Below are 18,617 nucleotides of genomic sequence, written 5' to 3' on the forward strand. Positions count from 1 at the left end.
GATGCTTCCCGAGACAGTGTGCTCCGCCGTTTCCGTGGCGGGCCTGGGTATCGCGGTGGTCACGGCCTACCGCAGACGCTTCCTGACGGCGGCCCGCCTCGCGGCCTACTCGCTCGTGCCGATCGGCCTGGTGATGACCGGGGTCGTCGGCTGGCTCGCCGACACCGCGCTGAGCCCGACCGCCTGGGCGGGCTTCGGAGTGCTGGGCGCGGCCTGGCTCCTGTTCACGGGCACGCGCGCGGTGGAGCGCCGGCGCGGAACCACCGGCGCCGGACGCGCGGAGCGGGAGGCGGTGGCGCCCGCCGATTCGGCGCCGCCCCTGGGCGGGGCCACCCGCCCCACGGCACGCCCCGCCGGCCCCCGGTCGGCCGGGCCCCGCTCCACCGGCGCGGCGGAGGACTTCAGCGACATCGAGGCCATCCTCAAGAAGCACGGCATATGACAGTCACATAACTGGCTGAAGGGTCACAGTCGGTTCCCGGGGCGGCCGGAATCGTTCACCATCCGAGCGAGACCTCACGGTATTCGGTGCAACCTGCGAGATCCCCGGGCGTTGATCGCGGCCGCGGCGCCGGGTGCGCCATGATCTGCCGCGAGATGCTGGACACTACGCAGAGCGAGGCCGCGCCGCCGAAGGACGAGCCTCGCGGGTGCCTCTTCGCCCTTTCCCAGCCACCGCTGATGATCTTCCTGGCGGTGATCGGGTGCCTGCTGCTCATGGCTGCGCTGCACGACCTGCTGCTGCTGTGAGCCGTACACGTCCGTCCCGGCGCCACCCGCCGGGACAGACGTCGCATCGGCGCACCGCCCGGGCACCGCGGGCAGCCGTCCCCGGGCCGTCTCCGCTCAGCTCGCCGCTTCCTTGCGCCGGGCCCGGTAGGCGGCGACGTGCAGCCGGTTCCCGCAGGTGCGGCTGTCGCAGTAGCGGCGCGAGCGGTTGCGGGAGAGATCCACGAAGGCACGCCGGCAGTCCGGCGCCTCACAGCGCCGCAGCCGTTCCCGCTCCCCGGCCACCACGAAGAAGGCCAGCGCCATCCCGCAGTCGGCGGCGAGGTGGTCGGCCACGGAGGCGCCCGGCGCGAAGTAGTGCACATGCCAGTCGTAGCCGTCGTGATCGGTCAGACGGGGAGTGGTGCCCGCACCGGCGACCAACTCGTTGATCAGCACGGCCGCGGACCGGGCGTCCGGGGCCGCGAAGACCGCCGAGAACCGCGCCCTGATCCTGCGCACCGCCGAGAGGTCCAGGTCCGACAGCACACCGACATCGCTGATTTTGTGGCTTCGTACGAAATCCGTGAGTGCCTGGACATCGGGCAGGCCGTCCGCCGCCGCGTCGTCCTCGGGCGCGGAGTTCACCAGATCCACCACGGTGTCGAGGGCGCACCGGGTGTCGTGGGTGATCAGCACGTTTCGCTCCCTGGCCTGGGGGGTCGGGCGGGCGCCCGCCGATGCTGGCCGATGGTAGCGACAACGGAGCCGACCGCACCCCTCTTTCCCGACCCCGGTCACCGGGAGAACGCCCTCCTGCCCCGAGGGGTTCCCGACCGCCGGCCCCGGGGCCGTGCGAGGGCACCAGGGCGGCGGGCGGCGGCGCGCGTGTACGGAGGCCGGCCCGGGGCGCCGCACACGCCCGGCGGTCGGCCGCTCGCGCACCGCAGCCGGCGGCGGCAGACCGGCGCCGCCCCGTGAACGCTCACGACGGCGGCGCCGGTCCGTTGCCGTATGCGGTTGTCTTGGCCCGAGCCGTCTCCCCGAGTGGACGGCGCCGGGCTGCTTCGAGGGGCCGCGGCCTAGCTCTCCGCCAGGATGTGCGACAGCTCCTGATCCAGGTCGAAGTGCCGGTGTTCCGTGCCGGGCGGCACGGCGGCGTCGGTTCGCTTCAGGAAGGACTCCAGGGCCCGCGCCGGGGCCTCGAGTAGCGCCTCTCCCTCCGGGGAGCTGAGGGCGATGCACACGACGCCCTGACCATGGCTGCGGGATGGCCAGACGCGGACGTCGCCGGTGCCGGTGGGCCGGTGCAGGCCTTCGGCGAGGAGGTCGCGGGCGAACACCCACTCGACGGTCTCCTCGGCTCCGGTGTGGAAGGTGGCGTGCACGGCGTAGGGGTCGGCCGTGTCGTACCGCAGGCCTGCGGGGACAGGCAGGGAGGACTCGCTCGACACAACGAGGCGCAGGTGCAGCTCGCAGCTGACCGTGGTGTTCATAAGCGCCAGGGCCTTTCGCTCAGTGTGCGCTCGGGGATTCGCACGTCGGCGAAATCGACATGCCACCTACGGTGCCGTTGTAAACCCCTCTGAGGGTTTTGCGTGTGTTTACGTAACTCTTCCGGCCGAGAACTCGTACCGGATCGACCGCCATTCCGGTGACTGGATTCACTCGGGTAGGGTTTGTCTGTATGAATACGGGGAGTGACGAGCCGGGCGAGGTCGTCGTGACGGCAGACAAGGCGAAGGCGAAGGCGGACCGGCCCGAGGCCGGCGAGGAAGCCGACCGCGGGCTCGGCTCACGGGCGCCGGAATTCATCAAATCCCGCAGACTCCTGCACCTGAGCTGGCAGGTCGGCGTCTTCGTGGTCGGCCTCGCGGTGGTCGTCGCGGGCATCATCATGCTGCCCCTGCCCGGACCCGGCTGGGTGGTGATCTTCGGTGGCATGGCCATCTGGGCGACCGAGTTCGTCTGGGCCCAGCTCGTGCTGCGCTGGACCAAACGCAAGGTCACCGAGGCGGCCCACCGGGCCCTCGACCCCAAGGTGCGCCGCCGCAACATCACCCTCACCGTGATCGGCCTGGTCGTCATCGGCGTGCTCGCCGGGATCTACCTCTGGAAGTTCGGCCTCGTCATGCCCTGGAAGATCAAGGACCAGTGACGCGGCCGCGGGGGCCGGTCGCGCCCGCCGCCCGGCCCTGGTCGGACGCACCCCCTGACATGCGGTAATGTTCTTCCTGCGCCCGGGCGATTAGCTCAGTGGGAGAGCGCTTCGTTCACACCGAAGAGGTCACTGGTTCGAACCCAGTATCGCCCACCCGGACCGACGGCCCACCTGTGACATGCAGGTGGGCCGTCGGCGTATCCCGAGCGTGTCCCAGGCCCTGGGCGGGCGGTGTCCCCCTGCGCCGACAGGCCCCTGTCGACCCCTGGGGGCGGTGTGTGGCTCCGCCGGCCGGGCCCCGGCCCCTCGGGTGGCGGGGGCGGGCCGGGAAAGCCTCCAGGGGCCCGTGGGGCGGAGGAGGTGGGGTGGGCCCTCGGACGGGACCGGGACACCGGGCCGGCGAGACCCGGAGACCGGGCAGGGGGTATGAGGCCGGCTCTGGAGAGGAGTCGGAGGTTCGACGAGGCCGGGCAGGCGCGTCGACGCCCGGGCGTCCGGCGGTCTGACGCGGCCTGCGGCCGGACCGGGAGCCTCGGCCGAAGCGAGCCCACCGTGTCCGGCGTCCGTCTCGGGGTGGGGGTGTTCGCCGGTTCCGTCCGGCGCGCGGCGGTCTGGCGGGGTGGCTGGGCCGGAGCGAGTCCACCCGTGTCCGGTCCCCGGACTCGGGGATGCGGGTGTTCACGGCTCGGTCCGGCGTCCGGCTCCCCGGTGCGGGTATTCACCGGTTCAGGCCGGCGTCACCGACGGCCCGGCACGCCCGTCCATGCGGCGCCCCCGTCCGTCCGGCGTCACCACCCGGTCCGGCGTCCGGCTCGGGGCGTGAGCGTGACCCGCCCGGTCCGGGGCCCGGCCGGGCGCAAACCCCCTGGTCCGCCCGGCATCCGGCTCGCTGTACCGGCGTCCAACGGCGGACCGCGCCGGCACCCGCCTGGCCCCGGGGCGCGTTTTGCCGAAACGGCAACAACCCTCGTCCTGGCCCGGCCGCGCACCGGATCATCGTGACGAGCCCCCGGACGGCAGTCCCCGCCCGGCCCGACAGAGACCGCATCGGTCCGCACCCGCCCGCCCGGCAGCATCCCGCTCACCGGCCCCTCGAGGCCGCCGACGGTGCCACCTCCCGGTCGCCGACGGCAACCCGCTCACGCCCGCCGCCGCCCGGCACCCCGACCCCCGCCACCCCACCCCAGGGACACCGTTCGAACACCCCCCAGCTCCCGCAAGCCCCAGGAGACCCAGGAGGCCCCATGCAACCCACCACCAGCCCCGCGACCGCGTCCGCCCCCTCCGCCGCCGCCCCCACCCACCGCCTCCTCCCCTCCCCGGCGGGCCGTATCCATCTGGTCGAGCAGGGCAGTGGCCCCTTGGTGCTGCTGCTGCACGGTTTCCCGGAGTCGTGGTACGCCTGGCGGCACCAGCTGCCGGTGCTCGCCGCGGCCGGTTACCGCGCGGTGGCGATCGACGTCCGTGGGTACGGTCGCTCCTCCAGGCCGGGGGCCGTGGAGGCGTACCGGATGCTCGACCTGGTGGCGGACAACGTCGCCGTGGTGGAGGGGCTGGGCGAGCGCTCCGCCGTGGTCGTCGGGCACGACTGGGGCGCGACGATCGCCGCCATGTCCACGCTGACCAGGCCGGATGTGTTCCGGGCCGTGGGTCTGCTCGGAGTGCCGTACACCCCGCCGGGCGGCCCCCGCCCCAGCGAGGTCTTCGCCCGGATGGGTGGAGCCGCCGACGCCGAGGAGCCCCACGCCGAGGAGCCCGGCGAGGCGGGGCAGGGCCCCGGCAGCCCGCCGGAGTTCTACGTCTCCTACTTCCAGCGCCCGGGCCGGGCCGAAGCCGAGATGGAACCCGATGTGCGCGGCTGGCTCGCCGGTTTCTACGCGGCGCTGTCCGCCGACACGATGCCCGCCCCCGGCGCTCCCGACCCGCACTTCGTCGGGGCCGGCGGCACCCTGCGCGAACGTTTCCCCGCCGGCGTGCTGCCCTCCTGGCTGGGGGAGCGGGACCTCGACGTCTACGCCGGCGAGTTCGAGCGGACGGGGATGACCGGGGCGCTGAACCGGTACCGGAACATGGACCGGGACTGGGCCGACCTGGCCGCTTACGCGGGGGCGCCGATCACGCGTCCCTCGCTGTTCATCGGGGGCGAGCGGGACGCCTCCCTCGCCTGGCTGGCCGGCGCGGTCGAGGCGTACCCCGAGACGCTGCCCGGTCTGCTCGGTTCGCACATCCTGGATGGTTGCGGGCACTTCGTCCAGCAGGAGCGTCCGCGGGAGACGAACCGGATCCTGCTCGACTGGCTGGCCTCCCTGCCTGTCTGATTCCCCGTCGATTCCCCGTCCGGTCCGTTCGGCCCGTCGGCCACGCTTCCCCCACCAGTGGGAACGGCCGGCGGGCCGGCCGGTTGTCGCCGGGGGGAGAGGGCGGCGGCGCGGGTCCGCCGCGTCCACCGCCCGCAAGAAAATCCTGCCCGGGTCATTGACGCACCCCGGACCCCTTCGTACCTTGTGCCAGCAAGCGCTTACTTGAAACGATTCATGCGCATGGCGAAGATGCTGCGGGGAGGGCCCGACTGTGGGAACCAGGAATCTTGACAGGCGTACGATCCTGAAGGCGGCCGGGGCGTCGGCGGCCACGCTCGGGCTGGCGGCGACCACCGGCTGCGGTGGCGGAAGCGGCTCCGGGAACGGCACGGTGACCATCCGTTACTCCTGGTGGGGTGCCGAGGAGCGGGCCAAGAAGATCAACCAGTCCATCGCCCTCTTCGAGCGGAAATACCCGAAGATCAAGGTAAAAACCGACTTCCAGACGTATGAATCGTTCTGGGAGAAGTTCCAGACGCAGGCCGCCGGCGGAAACCCCCCGGACGTTTTCCAAAGCGCCGTCACTTTCCTCAGGAAGTACGACAAGCGCGGAATTCTTCTCGATCTCAAGCCTCAAGTGGAGGCCGGCCGGCTGAGCCTGGATCACTTCCGCGCGGGTGTCACGAAGGTCGGCGAGGTCGACGGCAAGCAGCTCGGAATTCCGGTCGGTTCCAACACCATGTCGCTCGTCATCGACAAGAAACTCTTCCGGAAGGCGGGCGTCGAGCCGCGGCCGGGCTGGACCTGGGACGAGTACTTCAAGGCCCTGAAGACCATCCACGACCGGACGAAGGTCCCCGGGGACACCGGCTACTTCACCATCATGTACCTGTACGACCTCTACCTCCGCCAGAACGGCAAGGCCTTCTTCACCGACGACGGACTCGGCTTCGACGAGGCCGACCTGACGGAGTGGTGGACCGACGGCCTGAACCGGGTCAGGGCCGGCCTCGTCACCGACCCGAAGGTCGTCCAGCAGGACAAGCCCAAGTCCTCCCTCTCCGCGGGCCACGGCGCCTCGGAGTTCACCTGGGACAACTTCACCGTCCGCTATTCGGCGGAGGGCGACAGCGAGTACGGCCTCGCGCCCATCCCCACCACGGACGGCAAGCACACCGGTCAGTACCTCGCCTCCCTGATGCTCAGCGGCTCCGCCCGCACCTCGCACCCCGAGGAGGTCGCGCGGTTCATCGACTTCATGGTCCACGACCCCCGGGTCGGCAAGATCATGGGTTACGACCGCGGCATCCTCGCGAGCACCGAGCAGTACGCGGCCTACCGGCCCACCGACGCGGTCAACAAGGAGATCGCGCGGTACGAGGAGGACACCGCCAAGGCCGGCGTCCTCGGCACGATCACCCCGCACCCGTCCGGTGCCGACACCATCGAGGCCGCCTTCCTGCGCCTCGGCGGTGACCTCGGACAGGGCAAGACCAAGGCCTCCGACGCGGTGAAGCAGTTCTTCACCGAGGCCGAAGCCGCCTTCCAGGCCTGAGGGGAAACGCCGTGACGCTCGTCAAGGACTCCGTGCCCGCGACCCGCGGCGCGCGCCCGGCCGCCACCGCGAGGACCGGGCGGCCGGGCCGGCGGCGGGAGAACCTCGCCGGCTATCTGTTCATGTCCCCCTGGATCGCCGGCTTCCTGCTGCTGACCGCGGGCCCGATGGCCGCCTCGCTCTACTTCGCGTTCACCGACTACAACCTCTTCACCAGCCCCAAGTGGGTCGGGCTCGGCAACTTCACCAAGATGTTCGAGGACCCGCGCTGGCAGAAGTCGGTGGAGGTGACGGCCAAGTACGTCGTCATCGGCACCCCGCTCAAGCTGCTGCTCGCCCTCGGCGTCGCCCTGCTCCTCGCGCAGAGCCGCCGGGGCCAGGCCTTCTACCGGGCCGCCTTCTACGCCCCCTCGCTCATCGGCGCGAGCGTCTCGGTCGGCTTCGTCTGGCGCTCGCTGTTCTCCGACGGCGCCGTCGTGGACCGTACGCAGACCTTCCTCGGCTTCCACGTCGGCGGCTGGGTCGGCAACGCCGACTGGGTGCTGTACTGCCTGGTCGCGCTGACCGTCTGGCAGTTCGGGGCGCCGATGGTCATCTTCCTGGCCGGACTCAAGCAGGTCCCCAGGGAGCTGTACGAGGCGGCCGAGATGGACGGCGCCGGGCCCCTGCGCAGGTTCTGGAACATCACCCTGCCGATGATCTCCCCGGTGCTGTTCTTCAACGTGCTGCTGGAGACCATCCACTCCTTCCAGATCTTCGGCTCGGCCTACGTCGTCTCCAACACCGCCTGCGGACCGGCCGACGCCACGCTCGTCTACACCTGCTACCTCTACCAGCAGGGCTTCAAGAACGCCCAGATGGGCTTCGCCTCCGCCATGGCCTGGATGCTGCTGCTCGCCGTGGCGCTGGTGACGGCCGTCCTCTTCTGGTCCCAGAAGAAGTGGGTGCACTACGAGGAGGACGCCCGATGAGCGCGACCACCACCAAGGCCCCGGTGAGCGGGGCCACCGTCCGCACCCCCGGCCCGGGCCGCCGGCGCGCCGGCTCCCTCGCCTGGCACCTGGGCGCCCTGCTGATCCTGGCCGTCATCCTCTACCCGGTCGTCTGGGTGCTCGGGGCCTCGTTCAAGCCCAGCAAGGACATCATCAACAGCCTCACGCTGTTCCCGTCCCACCCCATCCTGTCCAACTTCAAGGGCCTCGCCGACGGCATAGCGGACATCAGGATCTGGACGTTCTTCCAGAACTCCCTGCTCTACGCGGGCGGCGCGGTCGTCGGCGTCCTGATCTCCTGCTCGCTGACCGCGTACGCCTTCGCGCGCATCAGGTTCGCCGGCCGCAACCTGCTGTTCTCCCTCATGATCGGCACGCTGCTGCTGCCGTACCACGTGCTGCTGATCCCGCAGTACGTGATGTTCCAGAAGCTGGAGCTGGTCAACACCTACGTCCCGCTGCTGGTCGGCAAGTACCTCGCCACCGAGGCCTTCTTCGTCTTCCTCATGATGCAGTTCATGCGGAACCTGCCCCGGGAACTGGACGAGGCCGCCCGCCTGGACGGCTGCGGACACCTGCGCACCTACTGGTCGATCGTGCTGCCGCTGTGCCGGCCCGCGCTCATCACCAGCGCGATCTTCACTTTCATCAACGCCTGGAACGACTTCATGGGCCCGCTGATCTACCTCAACGAGCCCGGCAAGTACACCGTCTCCCTGGGCCTGATGATGTTCCGCGACTCCGACGGCGTGGCCGCCAACTACGGCGGCATGATCGCCATGTCGCTGGTCGCGCTGCTGCCGGTGCTGCTGTTCTTCCTCGCCTTCCAGCGCTATCTGATCGACGGCATGGCGACCTCCGGACTGAAGGGCTGAGCCATGTCCTCTGCACGGGTGAGGCCGCGCCGGGAGTCCGGGTTCGCGGAGCGGTACGGCGTCTTCGCCGAGTCGCTGCTGACCGGCGTGTGGATCGCGGTGGCCTGCCTCGGCGTGGTCACCTACCCGGCCGCGTTCGCCGCCGGCGCCCGGCACCTGCGCCGGCGCACGATCCATCAGGGCGGCGGCTGGCGGGAGTTCGCCGCCGACTTCCGCTCCGCGCTGCGCGGGGGCTGGATCGTAGGCGCCGCCGGCTGGGCCGCCGCGGCGGTCGCCTGGCTGGACGTGCGGGCCGTGCACGCCGGACTGCCCGGCGGTCCGCCGGTCGGTGCCGTCGGACTGCTCGCGCTGCTCGGGCTCGCGGTGGCCGGGCTGCGGGCGGCGGCGGTGTGGACGCCGGGGGAGCGCTGGCGGCTTCTGCTCGCCGACGCCGGGCGCCGTACCGTACGGGACCCGGCGGGCTCGTTCCTGCTGGTCGGCGGCGCCGTGCTGACCTGCTGTTCCGCCCTGCTCATCGCTCCGCTGGCGGTCCCCGTGCTGGGGGCCGTGGCCGCGGCGGCCGTCGCCGTCGAGGAACGCTGCCGCCGCCGCTGACACCGGCCCGCCGGGGTCGGCCACCGCCGCGACCGACGGTGCCCCGTCCGGTGCCGGACGCGCCCGGAAACGGCGGCCGGGGGAGCGCGCCACCGGGAAGCCGGCGATGCCCCGGACTCCGGACCCGTCGGAACCGGCGGTCACCGAGGACCGGGGCCCCGTAGGCCACGGCGCCCGGATTCCGGCTCCGCCGGACGAGCGGTCTCGCGGCCCCGGGCGCCACCGGACCCGCGGCCCCCCTCCTCGGGACCGGCGCCCCGAGCGCCGTACCCATACCTGTCATGCCCCTGACCGCATTGCCCACGGAAGGAACGGCCATGTCCCCCATCCCCCGCAGGTCCCTCCTCAAGGCCGCCGCCGTCGCCGGAGCGGCCGCCCAGTTCAGCTGGGCCCTGGGCGCCCAGGACGCCGGGGCCGCGCCCGCCGCCGCGCCCGACCGCGCCGACCCGGTGACCCTGGACTGGCTGGAGGACGGCGGTCTCGGCGCCGCACCCGGGACCACCGTCGGCGTGCCCTGGCCGATGGGCGCCCACCGGGAGGACCAGCCCTTCGCGGTCACGGACGCCGACGGCCGGGACGTCCCCGTCCAGACCTGGCCGCTCGCCTACTGGCCCGACGGCTCCCTGAAGTGGACCGCCCACGCCGTCGGCACCGGCACCGGCAAGCTCACGCTGGCCCCCGGCACCCCCGCCGCACCCGCGAAGAAGGTCACCGTCGACCGGAGCGGCGGCACCGTCGACGTCTCCACCGGCGTCATCACCGCGAAGATCGGCAAGAACGGTTCCACGCTGATCAAGTCCGTCACCCGCGGCTCCACCGAGATCGCCAGGAACGGCCGGCTCGTCCTGCTGCGCCAGCCCGAGATCGAGGACGAGGACCAGGGCACGGTGAAGACCGAACGCTTCGACGGCGCCGTCTCCGAGGTCACCGTCGAACAGGACGGACCAATCCGGGCCGTCGTCCGGATCGACGGCAAGCACCGCAAGGGCGACCGGGAGTGGCTGCCGTTCTCCCTCCGCCTGTACTTCTACGCCGGCTCCGACTCCTTCCGCATGGTGCACACCCTCACCTACGACGGCACCCAGGAGCCCGGCAAGGCGAGCGGCGACTTCATCCGCGGCCTCGGCGTCCGCTTCACCGTACCGATGCGCGACGCGGCCTACGACCGGCACATCCGCATCGGCGGCGAGGGCACCGGCCTGCTGCGCGAGGCCGTCCAGGGCGTCACCGGACTGCGCCGCGACCCCGGCGCCGCCGTGCAGGCCGCCCAGTACGAGGGCAGGAAGCTGCCCGACCCGGCCACCTGGGACCAGCGGGTGACCACCCGCCTGAAGTACGTCCCGCACTGGGGCGACTACACCCTCGCCCAGCTCTCCGCCGACGGCTTCACCGTCCGCAAGCGCACCGGGAAGGGGCACGGCTGGATCACCGCCGGCGGCGGCCGGCGCGCCTCCGGCTTCGGCTACGTCGGCGGCGCGAGCGGCGGCCTCTCCTTCGGCCTGCGCGACTTCTGGGAGAAGTTCCCCGCCCAGCTCGACATCCGCGACGCCCACACCGACCAGGCCACCGTCACCCTCTGGCTCTGGTCGCCCGAGGCCCAGCCCATGGACCTGCGCTTCTACCACGACGGCATGGACCAGGACACCTACGCCGAACAGCTCGAAGGCCTCAACATCACCTACGAGGACTACGAAGGCGGCTTCGGCACCCCCTACGGCATCGCCCGCACCAGCGAACTCCTCTTCTGGGCCAACGACACCACCCCCGCCGCCGACACCCTCGCCCGGCAGGCCCGGGCCGTGCGCGTCCTGCCCCAGCTCGCCGCCCCGCCCAGGCAGCTCATCAAGGCCCAGGTCTTCGGCCCCGGCCTGTACTCCGAGCCCGACCGCTCCACCCCGGCCAAGGCGAAGATCGAGGACCACCTCGACTTCCTCTTCACCTACTACAAGGACCAGGTGGAGACGCGCCGCTGGTACGGCTTCTGGGACTACGGCGACATCATGCACACCTACGACTCCGCCCGGCACGTGTGGCGCTACGACATCGGCGGCTACGCCTGGGACAACTCCGAACTCTCACCCGACCTCTGGCTCTGGTACGCCTACCTCAGGAGCGGCCGCTCCGACATCTTCCGCTTCGCCGAGGCCATGACCCGGCACACCGGCGAGGTCGACGTCTACCACCTCGGCAAGTGGGCCGGCCTCGGCACCCGGCACGGCGTCCAGCACTACGCCGACAGCGCCAAACAGCAGCGCATCGCCAACACCACCTACCGCCGCTTCTACTACTTCCTCACCGCCGACGAACGCGTCGGCGACCTCATGCACGCCAACGTCGACTCCGACGAGACCTTCCTCGTCCTCGACCCCCAGCGCAAGGTCCGCACCGACCCCTACACCCCCGACCGGCACGCCCTGTCCATCGGCTTCGGCACCGACTGGAGCGGCCTGGTGTCGGCCTGGCTCACCGAGTGGGAACGCAGGGGACCCAAGTGGGAGAAGGCCAGGGCGCGCGTGCTGTCCACGATGGAGGGCATCGCCGCCCAGCCCAACGGCTTCGTCCAGGGCAGCGGGCTGTACGACCTCGACACCGGGAAGTTCGCCGTCGCCGACCGGCCGGCCGTCTCCGTCTCCCACCTCTCGGCCGTCTTCGGACTCAACGAACTGTGCGCCGAACTCATCCACCTCGTCGACATGCCGAAGTTCAAGGAGGCCTACCTGGACTACTGCCGCTACTTCAACGCCACCAAGGCCGAACAGGCCGCCCGCTACGGCACCAACTTCGGCAGCCTGCTGCTCTTCCAGGGCCACTCGCGCCTCGACGCCTACGCCGCCGTACAGACCGGGGACGCGGCCCTCGCCAAGCGGGCCTGGGCCAGGTTCTACGCCTCCGACGGCTACACCGAGTCCTCCCCCTGGAAGACCGAGAAGCTGACCGGACCGGCCGCCCTCGTCGAAGGCAGCGAGGCGGCCTGGGTGTCCACCAACGACACCGCCCTCTACGGTCTCGCCGCCATCGAGAACCTCGCCCTGCTCGGCGACCGCATGCCGGCCTAGCGGGAGCGGGAGAGCGGAGCGCCGCGGCACGGGCGGCGGCGCTCGCCCCGCGAGTGTGCCCCGGCGCGCGGCGCGGCGCATGAGTACGCGTACTCAGCTGAGCGCGCCACTCCCGGGCACACTCGCCCCATGGACCCCCACCACTACCGCTTCCGCAGCCTGTGGCCGCTGTCCGCCCCGCCGGCCGTCGTCTACGCGGCGCTGGAGAAGGTCGAGGACTACCCCCGCTGGTGGCCCCAGGTGCGGTCGGTGACCCGCCTGGCCGACCACACCGGCCTGATCGTCATCCGGTCCGCGCTGCCCCTCGCCCTCACCTGCACCGCGCGGCAGACCCGCCGCGACCCGGCCGCCGGTGTCCTGGAGGTTGCCCTCTCCGGAGACCTCCACGGCTGGGCCCGCTGGACGATCACCCCCGGCGGCCCCGGCACCCTCGCCCGCTACGACCAGGCGGTCCACGTGGAAAGGCCGCTGCTCAGGCGGCTCGCGCTGCCCGGACGGCCCCTGTTCCGCCTCAATCACCGCCTGATGATGCGGGCCGGACGGCGCGGACTGCTGCGCCGGCTGGAGACGGTTTGAACGAAGGGCGCCCGGGCCTGTATTGTTCAGTGCGTTCCCGGGCGATTAGCTCAGTGGGAGAGCGCTTCGTTCACACCGAAGAGGTCACTGGTTCGAACCCAGTATCGCCCACCGGGAAAGGCCGGTCCGCCACAGCGGACCGGCCTTCTTCATGCCGCCCCGTGCCGGGCGCCCGCCTCACGCCGCCGCCGGCACCTCCGGCCGCAGCGGCCACTGCGTGCACACCGTCTCCTCCGAACCGCTGCGCGCGAACCACGCCTGCAACCCGCGCGCCTGCGCCGCGTGCCACTCCACCTGGAGCGCGTGCAGCTCGGCGGGGGACAACCGCTCCAGCCGGGTCGCGAAACGCCGCCCCAGCGCCCGTACGACCTCCAGCGCGGCCAGCGCGTCCGCCGCCGCGTCATGCGCGCCCTGCAACGGCACGCCGTAGTGCGCGCACAGGTCGGCCAGCGTGCGGCGGCCCTTGCGGTACCGGTCCAGCTGCCGGTCCAGCACCCGCGGGTCCAGCACCTTCAGCGGCACCGAGTCGCACCAGCGCCCCAGCGACGACGCCCGGTGCCGGCGCAACTCCCGGTCCAGCAGCGTCAGGTCGAACGGCGCGTTCATCACCACCAGCGGGCGCCCCAGCGTCGCGTGCTCCGCCAGCTGCTCCGCTATCTCGTACATCACCGGCGCCGGCCAGCGCCCGTTGTGCTGGAGGTGCTCCTCCGTCAGCCCGTGCACCGCCGTCGCCGCCTCCGGCACCGGCACCCCCGGATTCACCAGCCATCGCGACACCCGGGGCCGGGTGCCCGGCGCGTCCTGGACGACGACGGCGGCCGACACGATCCGGTCGGTCTCCACGTCCACGCCCGTCGTCTCCGTGTCGAAGGCGGCCAGCGGCCCCTCGTACCAGCTCGTCATCCCGACTCCTCGCTCACCCGTGACAGTTGACGTCCCGTCTTCTGCCCGTTTGGTGATACCCGGGCCGTTTGCGCCGTACGCCCGCCGGAGGCCAACAGGGCTGCGAAGCAACGCCGTTCGGCGGCCGACAGCAGGAACGCCGAGGCCGGAAAGGCGAGTTGGATAGGGGCAGGGCAGGGCAGGGCACGGGTCGGGACGGCGGACGGGCCCGGCCGGCGGCGCGGCCGAGCCGCCGGACGCCACGGCCGCCGGACCCCGCCCGGCCCCCGTGCGCCGGCCCACCCCGGGAGCCACACCAGGCATGTGACCGGACCGGTACGCGGAGTAACCGTTTCGCGGTCGGTGCCGTCGGGTCGGTACGATCGCCAGTGCGCGCGCTCCTGGTATGGCGCCGCACCCACCTTCAGTCAGGAGAGACCGGTGTCAGACGTCCGTGTGATCATCCAACGCGATTCCGAGCGGGAAGAACGCGTGGTGACGACGGGCACTACGGCCGCCGACCTCTTCGCGGGCGAGCGCTCGATCATCGCCGCACGCGTGGGCGGCGAGCTGAAGGACCTCACCTACGCACTGTCCGACGGCGACGAGGTCGAGGGCGTCGGGATCTCGTCCGAGGACGGCCTGAACATCCTGCGCCACTCCACCGCGCACGTCATGGCGCAGGCCGTGCAGGAGATCTTCCCCGAGGCCAAGCTGGGCATCGGCCCGCCCGTCAAGGACGGCTTCTACTACGACTTCGACGTCGAGCGGCCGTTCACGCCCGAGGATCTCAAGGCCATCGAGAAGAAGATGCAGGAGATCCAGAAGCGGGGCCAGAAGTTCTCCCGCCGCGTCGTCACCGAGGAGGCGGCCCGCGAGGAGCTGGCGGACGAGCCGTACAAGCTGGAACTGATCGGCCTCAAGGGCTCCGCCTCCAGCGACGACGGCGCGGACATCGAGGTCGGCGCCGGCGAGCTGACGATCTACGACAACCTGGACGCCAAGACCGGCGAGCTGTGCTGGAAGGACCTGTGCCGCGGTCCGCACCTGCCCTCCACCCGGCTCATCCCGGCGTTCAAGCTGATGCGCAACGCCGCCGCGTACTGGCGCGGCAGCGAGAAGAACCCGATGCTCCAGCGCATCTACGGCACCGCCTGGCCGTCCAAGGACGAGCTGAAGGCGCACCTGGACTTCCTCGCCGAGGCCGAGAAGCGCGACCACCGCAAGCTCGGCACCGAGCTGGACCTCTTCTCGATCCCCGAGCAGATCGGCTCCGGCCTGGCCGTCTTCCACCCCAAGGGCGGCATCGTCCGCCGCGTGATGGAGGACTACTCGCGCCGCCGCCACGAGGAAGAGGGCTACGAGTTCGTCTACACCCCGCACGCCACGAAGGGGAAGCTCTTCGAGACGTCCGGGCACCTGGACTGGTACGCCGAGGGCATGTACCCGCCCATGCAGCTCGACGAGGGCGTGGACTACTACCTCAAGCCCATGAACTGCCCGATGCACAACCTGATCTTCGACGCGCGCGGCCGGTCGTACCGGGAGCTGCCGCTGCGCCTGTTCGAGTTCGGGACCGTGTACCGGTACGAGAAGTCGGGCGTCGTGCACGGCCTGACCCGCGCGCGGGGCTTCACGCAGGACGACGCGCACCTCTACTGCACCCGTGAGCAGATGGCCGGGGAACTGGACAGGACGCTCACCTTCATCCTCGGCCTGCTGCGGGACTACGGCCTGACCGACTTCTACCTGGAGCTGTCGACCAAGGACCCGGAGAAGTTCGTCGGTACCGACGAGGCGTGGGAGGAGGCGACCGAGACCCTGCGCCAGGTCGCCGAGAAGCAGGGCCTGCCCCTCGTCCCCGACCCGGGCGGCGCCGCCTTCTACGGCCCGAAGATCTCCGTCCAGGCGCGCGACGCCATCGGCCGGACCTGGCAGATGTCGACCCTCCAGCTCGACTTCAACCTGCCCGAGCGGTTCAACCTGGAGTACACCGGACCGGACGGCTCCAAGCAGCGCCCGGTCATGATCCACCGTGCGCTGTTCGGCTCCATCGAGCGGTTCTTCGCCGTCCTCCTGGAGCACTACGCGGGCGCCTTCCCGGCATGGCTGGCCCCGGTCCAGGCGATCGGCATCCCGATCGGCGACGCGCACGTGGAGTACCTGGAGAAGTTCACGGCCGCGGCCCGGAAGAAGGGCCTGCGCGTCGAGGTGGACTCCTCCTCGGACCGCATGCAGAAGAAGATCCGGAACGCGCAGAAGCAGAAGGTGCCGTTCATGGTCATCGCCGGCGACGAGGACATGTCCAACGGCTCGGTGTCCTTCCGCTACCGCGACGGCTCGCAGGAGAACGGCATCCCGTTCGACGAGGCCATCGCGAAGATCGCGAAGGTCGTCGAGGAGCGGACCCAGATCTGATCCGTCCGCGCTTTCGGCCCCCGGGACCACGTCCCGGGGGCCCCGCCCGTGCGCGCGGCCGCCGGAGTCCGCCCCGGCGGCACGGTGGGCGGGGGTGACGCCATATGCTGCCTAGCATGACGAGTGAGCCGGAGCAGCAGATCGGAGTGGGGACGCAGGACGCGTTCCAGCGCCTGTGGACGCCCCACCGGATGGCCTACATCCAGGGCGAGAACAAGCCGACCGGTCCGGGAGCCGACGACGGCTGCCCCTTCTGCTCGATCCCGGCCAAGTCGGACGAGGACGGGCTGATCGTACGGCGCGGTGAGCAGGTGTACGCCGTCCTCAACCTGTACCCGTACAACGGCGGCCACCTGATGACCGTGCCCTACCGGCACGTCGCCGACTACACCGAGCTGACCGGGGCGGAGACCGCCGAGCTGGCGGAGCTGACCAAGCAGGCGATGACCGCCCTGCGCACCGCGTCGGGCGCGCACGGTTTCAACATCGGGATGAACCAGGGCGCGGTCGCGGGCGCCGGCATCGCCGCGCACCTGCACCAGCACATCGTGCCGCGCTGGGGCGGGGACACGAACTTCATGCCGGTGGTGGGCCACACGAAGGTGCTGCCGCAGCTGCTGGCCGACACCCGGAAGATGCTGGCGGAGGCCTGGCCCGCCTAGCCGGACGGCGGGTGCCCTCCGCTGGAGGGCACCCGGTCACGCGTCGTAGACATCGGCCTTCTTCGGCATCGGGTCCTGGACGTTGCCGCTGAGGAACGCCGAGCGGGCGCCGAACTTCTCGGTGTTCACGCCGTTCTCCTCCAGCACCTTGATCGCCGCCGAGTGCACCACGCGCAGCACCGGCGTGGCCGCGCGCAACGCGTCGTCGGCCATGAAACGATGCCGCCAGGGCTGGTCGGCCCAGGCGTGCCGCAGACCGAACGGCTCGGGCAGGCCGAGGGAGCCGCCGAGCCAGTTCAGCAGCGGCGGGTACCAGGTCAGCGGGGCGCGGACGGCGAGCCGCACGACCTCGTCGGTGGTGACCAGCGGCAGCTTGATGGTGCGGTTCTCCCAGGGCTTGAGGGACTTGGCGACCTCCTTGGTCGGGGCCTCCGGCTTGCTGGTGAACAGCGAGTTCACCGGACCGAGCGCGTGCCCGGTGACCTCGATGCGCAGGGTCTGGTGCAGCACGGTGACGGTGATCAGCATGGTGATGACCAGCTGTCCGTCCCACAGGGTCCACTGCACGCCCAGGTAGTGCCGGTCGCCGCTGCCGAACTGCTGCTTGTTGCAGATCTCCTGTATGGCGTGCGGCTTGATCTGGAACGCCTCGACGTCGGCGCCCTCGGGGCGGGAGACCGCCGTGGCCTTCTCACCGATCGGCGTGACGATCCAGTGCCGTACCGACGGCTTGGGGAAGCCGCCCGTGTGCAGCGGGCCGCGCTCCAGGAGGGCCAGCTGGTCGTGGATCGCGCGTATCACGTCCCAGCTGCGGAAGGGGTGGATCTCCCGGCCGGGATCGGCGGGCACCAGGTCCTCCGCGAGCTGCCAGGCGCCCCAGCGGGTGCCCATGCCGAGTATGCCCTTGGGGCCGGCGTAGAAGACCGAGTTGGACTGCTGCTCGGCGCTCAGCCGGGCCAGGGACTGGCGCAGTTCCTCGGCGGCGGTCTGGCCGGGGCCGCGCGGCACGGCCTCCGGGATCTTGGCGCCGACGCTGGTGCCGGAGAGCAGGCCGTCCCAGCGGGCGCGCAGATCGTGGGCGGTGCGCTCGCACAGGCGCTTGGCCCAGAACCAGCCGAGCACCGGGGCGATCACACAGGCGCGGGCGTACCAGGCCCAGAAGCCGCCGAACGGCATCTTGACCAGGAACAGCGCGGCGAGCAGGCCGACGCCCAGCAGGAGCGTGGTGGCCAGTGTCCCGGCCCGCTTGTCGTCGCGCCGGGCGACGAAGGAGCGCAGCAGGAAGACGAGCAGCCAGACGAGGAACCCGGGCAGGAAGACGAGCCCGCAGACGAGGGTGACGAGGCTCAGCCGGTTGTCCCGCTCCCGGCGGATGTTGTTGGCGGCCAGGGCGTGCTCCACCACGAACTGCGGTTCCGTGCCGAAGGACTGGATCAGCGGTTTGCGGCCGGCGGACAGCATCCGGTCCACCAGGGCCCGCGAGAACGCCTCGCCCAGATTCGGCCGGAACATCTTGATCCGGCCGGCCTTGACGGTCGACTGGTGCCACTCGTTGTCGGCCTTCTTGATCTCCTCGATCGGGCTGTCCCGGTATGCCGCGGAGGCCAGCGCGGCGGTCGCCGCCTGTCCCTCGCCGACCGAGACGGGTACCTGGGGCCCGTCCCACTCCGTTCCTATCGACATTCCCGCCCCCATCGCCGCCGGTGCCGTGCCTGCGGCCTTCCCGACTTGCCTGCTCCGCACACCTGTTGGACCGGTCGTGGGGGGGGGGGGGGGGGGGGGGGGGGGGGGGGGGGGGGGGGGGGGGGGGGGGGGGGGGGGGGGGGGGGGGGGGGGAA

Annotated in this window: 16 protein-coding genes and 2 tRNA genes; 14 read left to right on the plus strand and 4 right to left on the minus strand. The window is 71.5% G+C overall.

The window, feature by feature from the left end:
• Position 1: 1 nt before the first annotated feature.
• Both ACZ4W9_RS15655 and ACZ4W9_RS15660 read left to right on the plus strand, forming a co-directional pair.
• On the plus strand, positions 2-442 hold the full coding sequence (locus tag ACZ4W9_RS15655; protein ID WP_467935880.1) for a hypothetical protein: 441 nt from the start codon (positions 2-4) through the stop codon (positions 440-442).
• 155 nt (positions 443-597) lie between these two features.
• Complete coding sequence (locus ACZ4W9_RS15660; RefSeq protein WP_167345734.1) at positions 598-750, plus strand: hypothetical protein; 153 nt, start codon at positions 598-600, stop codon at positions 748-750.
• A 96-nt stretch (positions 751-846) separates the two neighbouring features.
• Here ACZ4W9_RS15660 and ACZ4W9_RS15665 read toward each other — a convergent pair whose 3' ends face one another.
• Together ACZ4W9_RS15665 and ACZ4W9_RS15670 are read right to left on the minus strand one after the other, a co-directional pair.
• Complete coding sequence (locus ACZ4W9_RS15665; RefSeq protein ID WP_467935882.1) at positions 847-1,407, minus strand: CGNR zinc finger domain-containing protein; 561 nt, start codon at positions 1,405-1,407, stop codon at positions 847-849.
• Between the two features lie 383 nt (positions 1,408-1,790).
• Positions 1,791-2,204, minus strand: coding sequence for an SsgA family sporulation/cell division regulator (locus ACZ4W9_RS15670; protein WP_004002642.1), 414 nt, complete (start codon positions 2,202-2,204; stop codon positions 1,791-1,793).
• A 191-nt stretch (positions 2,205-2,395) separates the two neighbouring features.
• Here ACZ4W9_RS15670 and ACZ4W9_RS15675 point away from each other — a divergent pair, with 191 nt between their 5' ends.
• The 10 genes from ACZ4W9_RS15675 to ACZ4W9_RS15720 all read left to right on the plus strand — a co-directional run bounded on the left by ACZ4W9_RS15675 (position 2,396) and on the right by ACZ4W9_RS15720 (position 12,928).
• A complete protein-coding gene (locus ACZ4W9_RS15675; protein ID WP_467935883.1) occupies positions 2,396-2,866 on the plus strand; it encodes a TIGR02611 family protein in 471 nt (156 codons plus the stop codon).
• A gap of 84 nt (positions 2,867-2,950) precedes the next feature.
• Positions 2,951-3,022, plus strand: a tRNA-Val gene (locus ACZ4W9_RS15680).
• Positions 3,023-4,113: 1,091 nt separating this feature from the next.
• Positions 4,114-5,187 carry an alpha/beta fold hydrolase gene (locus tag ACZ4W9_RS15685; RefSeq protein ID WP_467935885.1) on the plus strand — a complete coding sequence of 358 codons (1,074 nt, stop codon included), beginning with the start codon at positions 4,114-4,116 and terminating at the stop codon, positions 5,185-5,187.
• Between the two features lie 253 nt (positions 5,188-5,440).
• Entirely contained in the window at positions 5,441-6,724 is a 1,284-nt protein-coding gene (locus tag ACZ4W9_RS15690) for an ABC transporter substrate-binding protein (protein ID WP_467935887.1), read from the plus strand.
• An 11-nt stretch (positions 6,725-6,735) separates the two neighbouring features.
• The gene (locus tag ACZ4W9_RS15695) at positions 6,736-7,695 is read left to right on the plus strand and encodes a carbohydrate ABC transporter permease (RefSeq protein WP_467935888.1); all 960 of its coding nucleotides are present in this window, start codon (positions 6,736-6,738) and stop codon (positions 7,693-7,695) included.
• Positions 7,692-8,591, plus strand: coding sequence for a carbohydrate ABC transporter permease (locus tag ACZ4W9_RS15700; RefSeq protein WP_467935890.1), 900 nt, complete (start codon positions 7,692-7,694; stop codon positions 8,589-8,591). Before ACZ4W9_RS15695 ends, ACZ4W9_RS15700 begins: the two co-directional genes overlap by 4 nt.
• Before the next feature lie 3 nt (positions 8,592-8,594).
• Positions 8,595-9,185 (plus strand): hypothetical protein, encoded by a 591-nt coding sequence (locus tag ACZ4W9_RS15705; RefSeq protein WP_467935892.1) that lies wholly within the window; start codon positions 8,595-8,597, stop codon positions 9,183-9,185.
• Between the two features lie 317 nt (positions 9,186-9,502).
• Positions 9,503-12,241 (plus strand): exo-rhamnogalacturonan lyase family protein, encoded by a 2,739-nt coding sequence (locus ACZ4W9_RS15710; RefSeq protein ID WP_467935894.1) that lies wholly within the window; start codon positions 9,503-9,505, stop codon positions 12,239-12,241.
• 129 nt (positions 12,242-12,370) lie between these two features.
• Positions 12,371-12,817, plus strand: a complete 447-nt coding sequence (locus ACZ4W9_RS15715) for an SRPBCC family protein (RefSeq protein WP_467935896.1) — start codon at positions 12,371-12,373, stop codon at positions 12,815-12,817.
• A gap of 39 nt (positions 12,818-12,856) precedes the next feature.
• A tRNA-Val gene (locus ACZ4W9_RS15720) sits at positions 12,857-12,928 on the plus strand.
• A 66-nt stretch (positions 12,929-12,994) separates the two neighbouring features.
• Here ACZ4W9_RS15720 and ACZ4W9_RS15725 read toward each other — a convergent pair.
• The gene (locus tag ACZ4W9_RS15725; protein ID WP_467935897.1) at positions 12,995-13,720 is read right to left on the minus strand and encodes an exonuclease domain-containing protein; all 726 of its coding nucleotides are present in this window, start codon (positions 13,718-13,720) and stop codon (positions 12,995-12,997) included.
• A 420-nt stretch (positions 13,721-14,140) separates the two neighbouring features.
• On the opposite strand from ACZ4W9_RS15725, the gene thrS reads away from it, so the two are divergent.
• Together thrS and ACZ4W9_RS15735 are read left to right on the plus strand one after the other, a co-directional pair.
• The gene (gene thrS / locus ACZ4W9_RS15730; protein WP_467935899.1) at positions 14,141-16,117 is read left to right on the plus strand and encodes a threonine--tRNA ligase; all 1,977 of its coding nucleotides are present in this window, start codon (positions 14,141-14,143) and stop codon (positions 16,115-16,117) included.
• Positions 16,118-16,221: 104 nt separating this feature from the next.
• A complete protein-coding gene (locus ACZ4W9_RS15735) occupies positions 16,222-16,779 on the plus strand; it encodes an HIT family protein (protein WP_467935901.1) in 558 nt (185 codons plus the stop codon).
• Between the two features lie 36 nt (positions 16,780-16,815).
• On the opposite strand, the gene ACZ4W9_RS15740 is transcribed toward ACZ4W9_RS15735, so the two are convergent.
• Positions 16,816-18,462: a hypothetical protein gene (locus ACZ4W9_RS15740; protein ID WP_467935903.1), complete on the minus strand. Its 1,647-nt coding sequence runs from the start codon at positions 18,460-18,462 to the stop codon at positions 16,816-16,818.
• Between the last annotated feature and the right edge of the window lie 155 nt (positions 18,463-18,617).

Source organism: Streptomyces sp. NPDC029296, assembly GCF_055569255.1.

Excerpts from the sequence above, each read along its gene's own strand:
- ACZ4W9_RS15655 (WP_467935880.1), top strand. The coding sequence starts at position 2 with ATGCTTCCCGAGACAGTGTGCTCCGCCGTTTCCGTGGCGGGCCTGGGT.
- ACZ4W9_RS15660 (WP_167345734.1), top strand. The coding sequence starts at position 598 with ATGCTGGACACTACGCAGAGCGAGGCCGCGCCGCCGAAGGACGAGCCT.
- ACZ4W9_RS15670 (WP_004002642.1), bottom strand. The coding sequence starts at position 2,204 with ATGAACACCACGGTCAGCTGCGAGCTGCACCTGCGCCTCGTTGTGTCG.
- ACZ4W9_RS15675 (WP_467935883.1), top strand. The coding sequence starts at position 2,396 with ATGAATACGGGGAGTGACGAGCCGGGCGAGGTCGTCGTGACGGCAGAC.
- ACZ4W9_RS15685 (WP_467935885.1), top strand. The coding sequence starts at position 4,114 with ATGCAACCCACCACCAGCCCCGCGACCGCGTCCGCCCCCTCCGCCGCC.
- ACZ4W9_RS15700 (WP_467935890.1), top strand. The coding sequence starts at position 7,692 with ATGAGCGCGACCACCACCAAGGCCCCGGTGAGCGGGGCCACCGTCCGC.
- ACZ4W9_RS15705 (WP_467935892.1), top strand. The coding sequence starts at position 8,595 with ATGTCCTCTGCACGGGTGAGGCCGCGCCGGGAGTCCGGGTTCGCGGAG.
- ACZ4W9_RS15710 (WP_467935894.1), top strand. The coding sequence starts at position 9,503 with ATGTCCCCCATCCCCCGCAGGTCCCTCCTCAAGGCCGCCGCCGTCGCC.
- ACZ4W9_RS15715 (WP_467935896.1), top strand. The coding sequence starts at position 12,371 with ATGGACCCCCACCACTACCGCTTCCGCAGCCTGTGGCCGCTGTCCGCC.
- ACZ4W9_RS15725 (WP_467935897.1), bottom strand. The coding sequence starts at position 13,720 with ATGACGAGCTGGTACGAGGGGCCGCTGGCCGCCTTCGACACGGAGACG.
- ACZ4W9_RS15735 (WP_467935901.1), top strand. The coding sequence starts at position 16,222 with ATGCTGCCTAGCATGACGAGTGAGCCGGAGCAGCAGATCGGAGTGGGG.
- ACZ4W9_RS15740 (WP_467935903.1), bottom strand. The coding sequence starts at position 18,462 with ATGTCGATAGGAACGGAGTGGGACGGGCCCCAGGTACCCGTCTCGGTC.